This window comes from Paenibacillus sp. FSL R5-192 (assembly GCF_000517845.1).
GTDB classification, from domain to species: Bacteria; Bacillota; Bacilli; order Paenibacillales; family Paenibacillaceae; genus Paenibacillus; species Paenibacillus amylolyticus.
This window is the reverse complement of record NZ_ASPR01000015.1, coordinates 19,070-34,442: the sequence shown is the minus strand read 5'-3', so window position 1 is coordinate 34,442 and position 15,373 is coordinate 19,070. Positions and strand designations below refer to the sequence as shown.

Genomic DNA, 15,373 nt, shown 5'->3' with positions numbered 1-15,373 from the left:
TCTCCTGCGCATGTAACAGTTTGTTTTAAAGAGGTTGTTCAAAAGTCCGCTTTTGAACACGCACTTAAAGTGTTCGTATTACCATTTTCCTGCTACACGATCCTTCACAACTTTGGTAATGGTCGCTTCATAACCAGCTTTATCCAATTTGTTCAATTCAGCCATGTAGGCATCCCACAGCTTATCAAAATTCGATGGTGCTCCCAAGATCATTTCCGGTAAGTATTTACGTTGCAGATCATCCGATTTGGTCGTGAAGATCTGTTCAGGTGATCCTTGCTCCAATGCGATGGACCATGCCGGGAACCAAGGCCGCTCTTCCGGTTTGTTAAACAATTCACTAAAGGTTTGGATACCGTAGGCTTCAAGGAATTTCTTATCTCCCTCGGTGTAAGATGCAGCGGCCACTTCCGGCTGGTTGCCAGGGCTATAAGCGTTACCATCGGTTAGTGTAGATTCACCGCCATATTTCGGCCAGTCTGTCCCAAAGTAGGTGAACCCGAATTTACGGCTGAGCTCCAGATCATCATGAGCCTTGCGTTGATCTTCATTTGCATAATAGAATCGGCCCTTTTCATCCACACTGTACGTCTCATCCTTGATTCCCCATTGCACCAGAACCTGATTCTCTTCCTTCAGCAAATTATCAAAATATTTGATGATACGAACAGGGTCTTTGGCATTCACCGAGATACCTGTTGCATAGTTGTTGACAAAGCCGGGAGGATCCACATACTGATCCTTGATTCCTTCATCAAACACAATCGGAAGTGGAGCGTAGCGCTTCTCATCAATGCCTGCAGAGAGCAAGTTTTTCGATGCATCCCCAATCTGCCAGCCATAATTGAAGTATCCTAACACACGACCCGAAGTCAGCTTGGCCAAGTACTGGTCTTTGTTCATCGTAAAGGATTCCGGATCAAGCATGCCTTGAGCATTGATTTCATTCAACTTCTGAATCCATTTTTTCTGGGCATCTGTTCCGGCGACAACTTTTGCCTCATGGGTAGTCATGTCGACCATGACACTGCCATCGTTCGGATAACCGGCAAGATGCATCGCTGGATTTTGCAGTGTGAAGAAGTTATTAGCCACACCCGCAAGTGACACAAATCCGATCGTCTCTGCACCGTCGACAGTTGGATGTTTTTCCTTATAATCCTGAATTAGATCAAAATATTCATCCAGTGTAGTGATCTTGGGATAATCAAACTCTTTGAGTACAGATCGTTGAATCCAGAAAGCTCCTCCGCCCACATTTGGACTACCTGAATACTCACCCTGATTAGCCGTATAAGGCAGGGCATAGATTTTACCGTCTTCGGCATTTTTCATTTTATCGAAATATGGTCCATACACCCTTTTGATATTAGGACCGTATTCCTCAATCAGATCATCCAGCGGAATATAGGCACCTGCATCCAGTAACTTGGACATCTCACCACTGGAGCTAATGACATCAGGATAGTCTCCACTGGCAATCATGACACCGGCTTTTGTAGCACTATCACCTACCAGATATTCCATCTTCCAGTCCACACCCGTCTGCTCTTGCAACGCTTTACCGATTGTTGTTTCGCTTGCCAGAACATCCTTCTTGCCTGGAGAGAACATGTAATACGAGAACGTGACTGGACTGTTCTCATCATCACCTGTGGCTGAAGGCGCTGATGACGAACTGTTTTGACTGCACCCAGCCAGCAAAGCTGTTAGTAATACAGCTAAACCCGCTGTTCTAAATTTTGGTTTTAACATGTGAATATTCCCCCGTTCCGTGTTTTCTCTCGTGGATTACACTCACCATTTGCCAGCTACACGATCCTTAACTGCCTGTGTTATCGTAGCTTCGTATGTTTTCTTGTCGAGTTGATTCAATTGACTCATATATTCATTCCATGTGTTCTCGAAAGTGGAAGGCGAATCCATAATCATTTTGGGTAAATATTTCTTCTGGAGGTCTTCTGCCTTGGTGATAAAAATCTGTTCAGGAGAGCCCTGCTCCAGTGCAATAGACCAAGCAGGAGACCAAGGACGCTCATCCGGTGTGCTGAATAGTTCTGTGAATGTCTCCACACCATATTTCTCTAACAACAGCTTGTCACCGTCCGTGTAACTAAAGGTAGCCACTTCTGGTTGGTTGCCCGGTCCATAGGCGTTACCATCCTCCAGCACGGAGTTATTCCCGTAACGAGGCCAGCTGTAATTAAAATAGTCAAAGCCGTATTTACGACTTAATTCTGGATCTTCATGTGCCTTGCGTTGGTCATCATTTTCAAAGAAAAAGCGACCCTCATCATTCACACTATACGTCTCGTTCTCAACACCCCATTGAACCAGAATCTGGTTTTCTTCCTTGAGCAAATTATCAAAATATTTAATAATTCGCACGGGATCTTTAGCATTTACGGTAATTCCGACACCGTAGTTGTTCACAAAACCTGGCGGGTCCACATACTGGTCTTTGACACTGTCATCAAATACGATCGGGAGAGATACGTATCGTTTATCGTCAATACCAGCCTTCTTGAGGTTGTTCGTTGCATCTCCAACTTGCCAGGAGTAACTGAAATATCCCAGCACCCGACCGGACGTCAACTTGGCGAGATACTGATCCTGGTTCATTGTGAAGGATTCTGGATCAAACATCCCCTGTGCGTTAACCTCGTTCAGCTTCTGAATCCATTGTTTCTGATAATCAGATCCGGCTACCAGTTTGGCTTCATGACTCTGCATATCCACCATCACACTGCCATCGTTTGGATAACCTGCCAGATGCATAGCCGGATTTAGCAGTGTGAAAAAGCTGCCCGATTCACCAGCAAGTGTGGCGAAGCCGATAGTTTCTTTTCCATCGATCTGCGGATGCTTTTGCTTGTATTGCTCAATCAAGTCAAAATATTCGTCCAGCGTTTTGATCTTGGGATAGTTAAACTCTTTTAACACAGCACGCTGAATATAAAAGCCGGTCTGAAAATTAGGCTCTGACACATAACCGATGTTGGCAGTGTATGGCAAGAAGTATATCTTTCCATCCTCCTGTCTGAATTTGTCCATATAAGACCCGTATACCCGCTTGATGTTAGGCCCGTATTGATCGATCAGTTCATCCAGCGGGATAAAAGAACCTGCATCCATCAATTTGGCCATTTCACCACTGGAGTCGATGATGTCGGGGTAATCCCCACTCGCAATCATTACACCTGCCTTGGTTGCACCGTCACCGACCAGATATTCCATCTTCCAGTCAACGCCTGTTTGTTCCTGTAGCTTCTTGCCAATGGTCGTGTTGCTTGCCAGAATGTCCTTCTTGCCACCGCCAAACGTGAAATATTTAAAGGTGACCGGGGTGTTGTCATTACTGTCAGGATAAGAGGCTTCCGGGCTGGCTTTATTACAACCTGCCAGGGTTACAGCCAGTAAAATGGCCAGACCTGTTATCATGTTTTTTTTTCTAAACATGTAGCAAATGCCCCCTTAAAGTATTGTTTGTGTCTTTAAGCCTTCTCAATATATCAAGATAGCGCTTTCAAGGTTACCCATGAAAGTGTACCTCCTACTTAGAAAAGTATATCCCTCGTATTTAGTCGCCTGGCATGGCTGATGGATCAAGTGGAAGCTTAATTTGGATACGCGTACCTTCTCCTTCCCATGTCTGGATATCGAATGTAAAGTGATTTTTATAACAAAGTTTTAAGCGACTATACGCATTTTTCATGCCAACATGCTCTCCCATATCGGTGTTTTGATCCAGGTAACTTAACAACTCTTCTAATTTTGCTTGTGACATCCCTATACCGTTATCCGTTAGTCTGATATGGAGCTGGTCATTTTCCATTGAAACGAAGAGTTGAATGATGCCTACTCCCGGAGATGACTCAATTCCATGAATACTTGCATTCTCAACAAAGGGAAGGATAACCATCTTGGGGATTCGGTACATCAGTACCGCAGGATCTGCCTCAATGGTATATTGGAGTTTTTCTCCAAAGCGGTATTTCTGAATTTGCAAAAAACTCTCGATGAGTTCCAATTCTTCCTTCACTGTCACATCATTCTGATTCCAACTAATCGACTTGCGAAACATCTTGGCCATGTTATGCACGATTTTGGCAGTCTCTTTCTCGCCTTTGATGAGGCTCCGCATACGTACCGACTCCAGGGTATTAAACAAAAAATGTGGGTTGATCTGACTATGGAGCGCATGAAGTTGTGCTTCCTGCTGCTTCAACTCCAGGTCTTTCTTTTGGATGTCGGCGAGATATACCTCATGAATCAGGTTATGGATCGTCTCGGTCATTCGATTAAATTCCATCGTGAGTTGACCTATTTCATCTCTTGCATCTTCAGGCGGAATCGTCTGGAAATTCTGTGTTTTTACTTTTTTCATATGTTTTAGAATACGCACCAGCCTGACATGGATGGATCTGGACATAGCCGCGATGATAATAGAAGGCAGGACAAAATTAATGCAAGCCAGCCATACGACGAAGGAACGGGACTTCCGCACCTCCTTCAACACAATTTCTTCATCCATCACTCCATGCAGGGACCACCCTTCCAGATAGTTAATACCTGTATACGTAATCTCAAAGGGAATCATTTTGTTTGGAAACTGGATCTCGCTGTAACGTTTCCCTATCTGAGCTTCTGCTGTAGGATCATTTGAAAATTGGATGTGTCCTCCCGGATCAAGAAGATACACTTTTCCATCAAATCCGCTGTTGTGGAAATACTGCTTGATCATATCCATATTCAGGTCAATTTTAAGTAACTGCTCTCTCCCCCCAGTGTCCAGATTGTCGAGCCTTTGAACCAGACTTAACATCTGATCCGATGAGATCAATGCCGGATAAGGGGCGGAGTATGCCTGAAATTGAACGTACCAGTCCGAGTTGCGGACATCGTCAGTTAAACGATCAATATAACCGGAAGATAAAATGGTAGAATTATCGGTATACACTTGATACCAGCGAATCCCCTGATTCATTTGCCCGGAGAATTGCCCTTTTAGATAGGAATTATAAGCGTCAATGTACTCAAAATGACTTTGAAATGAACGGGAGATGGTGTCGTTGAATACAGGGTCAGTATATAACGAATAAGAGAGGCCGACGCCCTGATCAATGGTTACCCGCAGGTCATTCTTCAGATTGTTCAGTGCCATGCCGGCATCACGAGTTTTCTGACTGCGAATATTGGCAGATGTGACATTGTAGAACACCACATTGGTAACAACGATGGGAATAAACACAGATAAGACATACATAAGCAGTAGCTTATCTCGAAGCTTCATGTAATTCAGATTCCATCTTGGCATTGTGCACCTCGCTGCTCATTTCCCATAAGGAGATTGCGATACTCTGTAGGTGATAACTTAACCAATTTCTCAAACTGAGTTACAAAATAATCCGCATTCTGAAATCCTACACGTGCAGCAACCTCGTACATTCTCAGATCCGTCTGGCGCAATAACTTCTTCGCTTCATGAATCCGCAGGTTGAGCAGATAGTCATTAAAGTATTGATTGTAACTTTTGCGGAATAATCGCCCAAGATAAACGGGGTTCATGTAGAAGAGCGCAGCAATGCTTTTGAGATTGATGTTCTCGGTATAATTTGCATCAATATATCGTTTGATCTTGCTGATATCACCTTTGGATCGCTCCATCCGCAGATGAGAGACATAATCCTCGGCTTCCTCCAACGCGATGAGAAAAGCATCTTTCAATAGTCGTAAATTCCAACCTTCATGACTTTGTTGTGCCAGCTCCTTCAGTTGTTGCAACCCTTCATCATTACCACCCATTTCGTGGACCACAGCGAGAATACCCGTTATATAACGCAAAAGAGAACCTGATACAGCCTGAGAAGAAAATCGATTCATATGAAACAATTTGAATTTCTCTTCTACAATCTCGTGATAAGCTGACCTATTCCCCTCTTCCAGGCTCAGAATTAATTGATCCACCTCGTCTTGGTATACATTAAAAACAAACAGCCGTTTGTCCTTGATCTCCGTATAACGTACGACACCACCAGTTTCAGCATATTTATGCTTGGCTGCTTCTTCAGCCGCCATAAGGGATTGTGGGACATCACCAATTTCTTTGACAAGTGTTCCTGCGTAAAGACCGATATCCAGGTTAAACCTTTTGCTCAGTGTTATATGAATATTATGCAGTTTATCCTGCAACGCCGGACCCCCTTGATGATGATCAGGCCACAACAGTAATAAAGCAAACGTGCCGCGTTGTTGCTCACTGATGAACATTTTGCATAAATTACTCTCCAGAGAATGTACTGCTTCACGTAGCTGTTCAATGGTAATTTTAATTGCATCTAATCCGGTCTGAAGTTCAATCAAAGTCATGAGCAGACTGGAGTTACGATTGATCCCAAGCATCTCGGCATATCGATGTTCATCCTCCTTCTGTACATGGCCTTTGATCACATCCTCCAGCATGATGTTACTGGCCTGTCCCTCAGCCAAAAGAATATGTTTTCTTTTATTGCAAATCAGATTAGCTGACTTCTGCAACGTCGCCGTCAGTTCTTCATCATCAATAGGCTTCAGGATATAGTCATGAACACCGTACCTGATTGCCTGCTGTGCATATTTGAAGTCATGATAACCACTGATGATAATGAACACAGGTTCCAGATGTGGCATTTTCTCTACGGCACGTATCAGTTCCAGTCCATCCAGGATTGGCATGCGGATATCTGTTATAATCACGTCTGGTTGCAGGCTTTCAATCAGATTTAATGCCTCTGCACCGTTCTCTGCCTCTCCGATAATCTCCATGTTAAGATCCATCCAATTAATGAGTTCATACAGCCCTTTTCGTACATACATCTCGTCATCTACCAGTAATACTTTTAACATCCGTGTGTCCCCTTTCCTCCAACGAAAATAAACCGCCGGTAGCGTCTCTCCCTATCGGCGGAATGAATCTAATATGGTGACTGTTGTAGTTATTGCATAATACATTCATTCATGTCGTGCATAATCCCAATAGTCGCCAACGAGGCCTTCAATGATCGATCCACTGGCCCATGGCATCAGGCAAAACCAGGTGCTGGCTGGCGTACCATCCGCATATTTTTCAGTGACCAATCCTTCCGAATGACAGAAGCGTTCAGACATCCATCCTTTTTTGCCATAGCCGAATTCTTGATCATAGCGATTATAGGTCTGACACCCCCACCCGATGGTATCCATCATACGTTGGCGAATATAAATGTCTTCCCGTTGTCCAACATAATACAACAGCTCATCCACCAGATTGCTGGACATGGGGTGAATATGTGGATTAGCTACTGAAGTAACACTTCCCCCGGAACTGGACCAGCCTAATGTACTGAGCGGCGGAATCTTAATAGGTGAGTTGTAACAAAATTTGAAGCTGAATTCATAACTGATCGCATCTCTCATGTGATCTAGATACAGCTCGTCACCGGTCAACGCGTGCAGAAACCGAACAGCTTTGATGTAAGCCAAAATACCTTCCGAATCAACTGCCTTGTCCGCATCCAGCGGAGCGCCGTAACATTCCATGTGTTGGACATAGGTGTTGTAATAGTGGGCTTCACTGCGTCTAAGCTCTTCCAGAGAAGATTCATCATGGGTTAACCAACAGTAATATGCCTTGGCAGCAAGACACCAGCCCCCACTAAAGGCATCATATTCAAGACCTGCTCCGGTCCGCTCTGACAAAATGGTGGGATATTCTCCATCCGTATTTTTCGTGCACTCCAGACGCTCAAGTATTGGTTTGACGTAAGCAAGCCAATCATCGTGTCTCACATTTCGAATGCGCTTCTCATAATCGTAGCTTTTCAGAATGTAGAACATCGCTTGAGCTACAAGGTATGAGGAATGTCCTGGGGTACGCATGCCGTCAAACCACCAGCCTTTAACACTCCATATCCCATCCTGATAAGCGTCATACGGAAGTCCGGATTCGGGATTCATGGCATTCTCGATAATATTGGTAATGCAGGATAACGCCTGCTGTCGCATGGGCTCATTATTCAGGCGCAGTGCGGCCATAAGCATTGGTGCAGCGATGGTCATACCATTTGTCCAACTGATTGAGATAATTTTGTTGTATCGGTAGCCACCGGTTTCAGCAGCATCTTCATATACAAATGTAGAGTAATGACGATCCTCCGGAAGCCAGGCATACTCATAGATGGCATTGGACAAATCCGTTACCGTTGTCTGAGTGTCACTTCCTTCTCTTGGTTTTTCGTGATACCTCTTATAGATTGTTTCCAGTGCTGGATTGATGCCCAGTTCTGATTCAGACTCGTAGTTATATAGTTCAAGTGTGAGCCCAATCGATTCACCTGCCGCAAGTTCAAAACAGTTTTCTCCAAGGGCAGCTCGCTCATGGACAAGTCTGGATTTGATAAATAACAACGGAGCATTCTCATATCCCAACGTATATCCGACCGTACCCTTTTTAATAGAACATGTGAATCCCCCATATTGCACAAAGTTTCCTTCCATTCCTGGATACCATTGCTGCTTCTGGTTTCCTGTATTGATCCAGTAGGGACTTGCGCTTAGACCAACAATCCGACCTTCATCATAGATAAGTGCAGCCGGATGAGACAGACGATCACTTCGGACCATCCACCAGGGTGATGAAGGACGAGAAGGACTGCCCTCCCTTAGCCTGGGGAACTCATTTGGAACATTCTGAGGTGCTTCGCCCCGGTTGCGGCCATACATAAATGCAGGTAAAAAAAACCTCGGATTCTGTTTGTCCAACGGCATTTCCACATGAATAACCCCTGCCCAGGCATTCTGTCCCTCGTTGTAAATCTGAATGTCGGCTTGCCATGGAGCTTCTGCACTGCCGTTTCCGCTTATTACTTTTACGCTAGCTTTGAGAGCATGCTTGTCCAGTGCCGTGTATTCTACGGTGTCCTGCACTTTACTTCGTGCCGTGAAAATCAGATCCATCTTTTCCTCCAATCGCGTTGTACACACCTGAGTGGAAACGCTTGCAATTATGTATCCATCATGCTAGGATGGTTACATTTTATAGGTTCACGTCTGCAATTTCATTGCACAAACGGCTATATTTATTGCGCGAAACGACAAGGAGGTCATATATCTGATATGAATGAGACTTCAGAATACCTGTTTGATCCAATCCAGAATGAGCTGTTGTACCTTCATCGCACCACCACGTATAATATGGGAACGTTTTATCATCGACATAATGCATACGAACTCTACTTATTTCTTCGTGGCAATGTAAACTTCTATATTGAGAACCGTTGTTACCATTTGCAACGTGGAGATCTGCTCGTTCTTAACCCGGAGGAGATGCACCGTTCCTTTGCCTTGGACAAAAACGAATATGAGAGAATTACCATTAATCTGAAAAAGTCATATCTGAACCGCTTGTCTACTTCAAGCACCAACTTATCCGCATGTTTCGACTACCGTCCCAAGGGTAAGGGTAATATCGTACATCTTGAAGAGGACGAACTTCAACGAGTGCTACAATTAGCTGGCGAGCTTGAACAGTGTCTCTCATCAAGTGACTATGGAGCGGATATTCTGAGGAATATTTTGATTACTCAGTTACTCCTTCTAACGAATCTAACTTTTCAAAATACGGATTTTGTTGCAACGGATATTATGCCTGAACTAGTTCGAAACACGATGGATTACATTGAATGTAATCTGACGAGGCAACTGACGCTCGAACAATTGTCAGAGGCTATGTTCACGAATAGCAGCTATATTAGTCGACAATTTAAAAAGCATACCGGACTCACGATTCGAGCATACATTCTTAGTCGCCGTATAGAGCTGTCGAAATCTTATTTAATCGAAGGTTTAAGTATTACAGAGGCCTGTTATCAATCCGGTTTTGGAGATTATGCCAATTTTATTCGCAGCTTCACCAAGCAGGTAGGCACTTCACCTGGTAAATTTGTTAAATATGGAAGTCTTCTTTAAACATTGCATTAAGCAAAACACGCCAACTCTTGCCTATATCTTATATTATCTCAGCCAAAAAAAAGAGCGAAGACCGGCAGTTTTGTCAGCCGGCATTCGCTCAGGTAATCAGTAAGTTCTTATTTGTTATTCCAGTCGTATCCTCTTAGTTCAATTATTGAATTGGGGCCAGGAAAGGTTAATTCTATCTTTTGGTCCAGATAGGATACGGTTACTCTTGATTCTGCAATAGAGCGAATTCTGGTATTGAATAGACGACCATTATTCCATTCCAGATCTATTTCAAATCCGCCACGAGCCCGAATACCACGAATATATCCTTTTGGCCAAGCTGATGGCAAAGCAGGTAACAATCTGATTACTTCGTTATGACTCTGAAGAAGCATCTCTGCTATCCCTGCAGTACCTCCAAAGTTCCCATCAATTTGAAATGGAGGATGGTCACAAAACATATTGGGTAACGTGGAGGAACGTAGAAGTTCCACGATGTTATCGTGTGCAAGTTCCGACTCCTCTAATCGTGCCCACATGTTGAGAATCCACGCCCGGCTCCATCCTGTGTGTCCACCACCGTGTTCCAGTCTTCTGTCGAGTGTTACACGAGCTGCCTTGGCCAGGTCAGGTGTTGATTGCAACGTAATTTGCGTTCCAGGATGCAAAGCGAATAAATGGGAAATATGTCTGTGACCAGGTTCCAATTCATCATAATCGTTACTCCACTCTTGGATCTGGCCATGTTTGCCAATGGAGGTCTCCGGTATTTTGGTTAAAGCACCACGGAGTAATTCTCCAAATTCCTGATCCTCTTGCAATATTCGGGTACTTTCAATGCAACGCGTGAAGATTTCTCTAATAATCTGATTGTCCATTGAAGCACCAAAACATAAAGCCCCCGACTCTCCATTATCTAATATATAGCGATTTTCCGGTGAGGACGAAGGACATATCACCCAATTGCCGGTAGGATCCTCTATTAGATAATCCAGAATAAACATAGCCGCATCTTTCATCGTGGCGTAAACTTTTTTGAGAAATTGAACATCCTTATTGTATTCGTAGTGGTCCCATAGATGTAATGAAAGCCATGCTCCTCCCATAGTCCAAAACGTCGATGTCATGCATACATCCTGCGGAGCAGCGTCTGCCCAGATATCCGAATTGTGATGAGCAACGAACCCTTTGCATCCATACATGGTTCTAGCGGTTTCCTTTCCCCGGACTTGCAGTCGATCTATAAAATCAAACAATGGAACGTGACATTCAGACAGATTGCAGCTTTCTGCAGGCCAGTAGTTCATCTGTGTATTAATATTAATCGTATATTTGCTATCCCATACAGGAAGCATGTCTTTATTCCATATCCCTTGAAGGTTTGCCGGTAAAGAACCTGGACGACTGCTTGAGATAAGCAGATAGCGACCAAATTGAAAGTATAGACTCAGTAGTTCCGGATCATGCTGACCAGCTCTAAGCCGCTTAAGGCGCTGATCGATTGGAAGTTCGGAACATATCACATCTTTATTTTCATCTTCGAGATGTATATCCATCTTTCCGAATAAGGATTGATAGTCCGAGACATGATCAGCGAGCAGTTCGCTATATGGTTTTGCGGAAGCAGCATCAATCCTGCGGAGGCACTCCACTTCGAGTTGTTCCTTGTGTACTCGGAAATCCGTGCAAGCCGTGATTAGAATAGTCGCTGAATTACCATTCTTCAGAGAAAGCTGACCGCTTGAATAATGAACCTGCCCCCCTTCAGATATAAGGCGAATCGCACAACAAAATCGGATTCCTTCTTCTCCCCCACTTCTTCCCCGGATGATCAAGTTATTCGTTCCACGCCTCTCAATCCGGTCCAGATAGGATTGGAAACCAACAGGATGCTTAAGAATATCTGAATAGGATGTTGATTCCAGAACGGTTCCCCTGCCAAAAACAGTGGAGAAAGATAACTTTCCAGGCACGCTAGATTTGAGATGAACAACGAGCACTTGATCCGGGTAGCTAGCAAAATATTCTCGGCTGTAAATGGATTGATCTGCGGTATAATTCACGTTTACCTTGCCTTGTTCCAGATCGAGATGTCTTTGATATCCATTTGGTTCATGTTCACTGTGATCCATAGCGATATAGAAGTCCCCTAATGGCTCATAATGCCTTTGCCCGTCAGGAACACCTACCAGAGTATCTGCTGCGAGTTCTTCTGCTTCCCTAATCTTACCGTCAAAAATCAGGCTTCTGATCTGAGATAAAGATTCAAGTGCTTGAGGATTATTCCGCTGCATCGGACCACCATACCACAGACTATCTTCATTAAGCTGAATTCTCTCGATCTGTGTTTTTCCAAAAATCATGCCTCCAAGAGTTCCATTTCCGATAGGTAATGCCTCTTCCCATGTTCCAGCAGGTTGATTAAACCAGATATTTTTGGTCTTCACGTTAAAACCTCCAACGAATTATAATTCCTCATATTTTCATGTTTAGTGTGTTCCGTTTGTATGTTCTTTCAGTGTACTGTAATCTCTTAAGCATCTAAATGAACAAAATTAACTTGAATTATCACAATCTTATCCCAGCATTAAAGATGTAATCGTGAATTCCGAAACTGACAGTACAAATTCTTGTTCCGGGCAAGAAAATATAGCTATTGGCAATAAAAAAAGCCGCTATAATAGCGGCTCTGTTTCGTTCATTTATTTAGATTACGTTAATCTTGGCATAAGTTATAAAATATTTCGCTCCATTTGTTGCATGAATTGTCTCAATATCAGCCGATCTTCCGAAGAAATGGATTGAAGTAGTTTCTCTTGTTGCTCTCTCCATTTATGCTCAACCGGTTTTTCTAATTCTTTGCCCTTATCGGTTAGAAAGATACGCATGATCCTTGCATCCTGTACATCACGTTTGCGATATATAAATCCGTTCTGTTCCAGTGATTTGACCATGTTTGTAACCGTTGGTGGTTCGCATTTCATATGTTCACTTAGTTGCATCTGGGTTACCCCATCACCCAACCACAGCCGATACAACAAATTATCTTGTCCTACATAGAGATTAAGTTCCCGAAGAGATTCACTATAATTTCGTCGCATTTGGGAGGAAATTCGATCTAAAGACTGTCGAATTTCACAATCTACTGTATCTGTCATGAACGATCCCTCCCTAACATCCGAAATATATTTAGCAGACTAAATGTATCATGGAGATATACAGGTGTCAATTCACCTTAGTGTCGTCTTTAAGGGCCTTTTCCTATCCAAGTTTCACCCGAAAGATTGGTTTAGTCCTTATTTTTTGGCAAAACCTTGCTTGTTCAAATAGGCCATCATTTGCGGTTGGATACTTCTCTCGAGGTGATCCTGAATATGGTCACTCCATCCTTTTACTTTTTTTACGGTGAAAGGGGCTCTCGTCGGACGATTTTCATAGTACTTCAGCATGGTCTCATCATAGATTGCTAATTTCTCTTGATCCATTGGTTGGTATTGATTATCAAGCAATACCATGGATTGAGGGAGTCGAGGTTTCAGTTCCGGCTTATCTCCAGCTGGATTACCGATACATAACCCCACCAGAGGGATAACATATTTAGGTAAATTCAATGCGTCAGATAGTTCGCTAATATTAGCTCTGACCGCACCAATGAACACTCCGCCAAGTCCCAGCGATTCAGCCGCGGTTAACGCATTTTGTGCCATCAGGCCAGCATCGAATGAACCAATCAACAGAAATTCAATATATTCAATATCCACATCCGGAGCGATTTCATGATTTCGGTTGAAATCTGCACAGAAGATCCAGAATTCGGCCGCTTCTTCAATATAGGGTTGATCGACACACAGATGTCTGAGTTTTTTTCGAAGTACTGGATCTGTGATGCGTATAATGGATACCGCCTGCAGAAGACTGAACGATGAAGTTTGATTTGCTGCCTGAAATATTGCATCTATTTGTTCCTCAGTTAGGGGTTGAGATGTGTAAGAACGAAACGATGTATGGTTATGAAGCAATTCAATTGTGTTATTCATTAAAAACCTCTCCTTTATTCGTTGATTCCATGTTCCTGCAATCCGTATTCGTAAGGAACGCCCATATTCTCGCGTAGTGTTTTTCCTTCATATTCCTTATGGAACAAACCGCGTTCCTGCAAGATAGGTACTACCTGATTCACAAAATCTGCAACGCCATCAAAAGATACATCGGGCACGACTGAGAATCCGTCACATGCTTCAGCCAAAAACCATTCTTCCAAGAAGTCAGCAACCTGTGTCGGGGTGCCTGCAACAACCGGATGATAGTTGATGACCCCGTGAGCGAGAACATCCCTTACAGAGAGTCCTTTTTTTAATAACTTTAAGGCTCTCGGAGAACGTGGGTCCATGGGGTTGGCATATGCATTTTTCAACAAGTCTGCCGCTAAAGGTTGATCTATATCTACGGAGTTTACCGATAAGGGTAAACCAACCATGGAGCCGAGGTAACTTACCCTGCTAGGGATTTCCTGGGGATTAAAACTCATAAGCTGTTTCCGACGATCCAGAGCTTCTTCCTCCGTTGAAGCCAGAGAAAACATAAAACCAGCAAACATTTTGATATCATCGGGGTTTCGACCGAAACGGGCAGCACTTTGCCTTATGGCTTGTCTGTGTTCACGGGCAGACGTAATATCATAAGGATTGGCGTACACTCCCGAAGCATATTTCCCAGCTAATTCTAATCCTTCACCTCCTCCCCCTGCCTGGAAAATCACTGGCTGCCCTTGCTCAGAGGGCGGAATGGGCAAAGGACCACGAGATGCATAATATTGACCCTGAAGGTTAATAGGCTGGATTTTGTCCATATCAGCAAATTCCCCTCCTTCTACATCTAACGTCCAAGCGTCTGGTTCCCAACTCCCCCACAAGGCCTGAACAATTTGTATGCTTTCATGCGCCTTGTCATAGCGCTCTTGGCGATTTCCAACCCTGGCACCGAAATTAGCAGCCGCTAGGGGATCGGATGTGGTAACTGCATTCCATCCCACACGTCCATGACTGATAACATCCAGTGCTTTGAACTGACGTGCAATGTTGTAGGGATAATTAAATGTTGTAGAGAGGGTAGCCACAAGCCCGATGTGTTGTGTCTCTCTTGCTACTGCCATCAGTGCCAACATGGGGTCCATAGGAAACATAGGTGTCTGTGGGCCTAAATTATTGGATAATCCTGGAGTGTCAGCGATGAAAATCATTTGAAATTTTCCTTGTTCAGCTAATTTAGCCCGTTCTACATAACTATCCATATTGGTGTAAGCTGCAGGATCCGTGCCAGGCATTCTCCATGCGCTAAATTCGGCTCCATAACCCGAAACCATCTGTAATGCCAGTTGCATTTCACTTCTTTTTTTCAT

The 15,373-nt window shown here is 43.7% G+C and carries 10 protein-coding genes; 1 reads left to right on the top strand and 9 read right to left on the bottom strand.

Annotated elements, in window-relative coordinates:
* Window positions 1-78 precede the first annotated feature (78 nt).
* The 5 genes from C161_RS15090 to C161_RS15070 all read right to left on the bottom strand — a co-directional run bounded on the left by C161_RS15090 (window position 79) and on the right by C161_RS15070 (window position 8,973).
* Entirely contained in the window at window positions 79-1,755 is a 1,677-nt protein-coding gene (locus tag C161_RS15090) for an ABC transporter substrate-binding protein (RefSeq protein ID WP_036671156.1), read from the bottom strand.
* Window positions 1,756-1,797: 42 nt separating this feature from the next.
* Window positions 1,798-3,459 (bottom strand): ABC transporter substrate-binding protein, encoded by a 1,662-nt coding sequence (locus C161_RS15085; protein ID WP_036671154.1) that lies wholly within the window; start codon window positions 3,457-3,459, stop codon window positions 1,798-1,800.
* 121 nt (window positions 3,460-3,580) lie between these two features.
* Window positions 3,581-5,317: a sensor histidine kinase gene (locus C161_RS15080; RefSeq protein WP_036671153.1), complete on the bottom strand. Its 1,737-nt coding sequence runs from the start codon at window positions 5,315-5,317 to the stop codon at window positions 3,581-3,583.
* Window positions 5,299-6,885 carry a response regulator transcription factor gene (locus tag C161_RS15075; protein WP_036671151.1) on the bottom strand — a complete coding sequence of 529 codons (1,587 nt, stop codon included), beginning with the start codon at window positions 6,883-6,885 and terminating at the stop codon, window positions 5,299-5,301. The genes C161_RS15080 and C161_RS15075 overlap by 19 nt, the downstream gene beginning before the upstream one ends.
* 105 nt (window positions 6,886-6,990) lie before the next feature.
* On the bottom strand, window positions 6,991-8,973 hold the full coding sequence (locus C161_RS15070) for a hypothetical protein (protein ID WP_036671150.1): 1,983 nt from the start codon (window positions 8,971-8,973) through the stop codon (window positions 6,991-6,993).
* A gap of 159 nt (window positions 8,974-9,132) precedes the next feature.
* On the opposite strand from C161_RS15070, the gene C161_RS15065 reads away from it, so the two are divergent.
* Entirely contained in the window at window positions 9,133-9,984 is an 852-nt protein-coding gene (locus tag C161_RS15065; protein WP_036671148.1) for an AraC family transcriptional regulator, read from the top strand.
* A gap of 119 nt (window positions 9,985-10,103) precedes the next feature.
* On the opposite strand, the gene C161_RS15060 is transcribed toward C161_RS15065, so the two are convergent.
* The 4 genes from C161_RS15060 to C161_RS15045 all read right to left on the bottom strand — a co-directional run bounded on the left by C161_RS15060 (window position 10,104) and on the right by C161_RS15045 (window position 15,373).
* A complete protein-coding gene (locus C161_RS15060) occupies window positions 10,104-12,422 on the bottom strand; it encodes a glycoside hydrolase family 95 protein (protein ID WP_036671146.1) in 2,319 nt (772 codons plus the stop codon).
* Between the two features lie 285 nt (window positions 12,423-12,707).
* Window positions 12,708-13,133: a MarR family winged helix-turn-helix transcriptional regulator gene (locus C161_RS15055; protein WP_036671145.1), complete on the bottom strand. Its 426-nt coding sequence runs from the start codon at window positions 13,131-13,133 to the stop codon at window positions 12,708-12,710.
* A 138-nt stretch (window positions 13,134-13,271) separates the two neighbouring features.
* Complete coding sequence (nfsA, locus tag C161_RS15050; RefSeq protein ID WP_036671143.1) at window positions 13,272-14,012, bottom strand: oxygen-insensitive NADPH nitroreductase; 741 nt, start codon at window positions 14,010-14,012, stop codon at window positions 13,272-13,274.
* Between the two features lie 14 nt (window positions 14,013-14,026).
* A complete protein-coding gene (locus C161_RS15045) occupies window positions 14,027-15,373 on the bottom strand; it encodes an NtaA/DmoA family FMN-dependent monooxygenase (RefSeq protein WP_036671141.1) in 1,347 nt (448 codons plus the stop codon).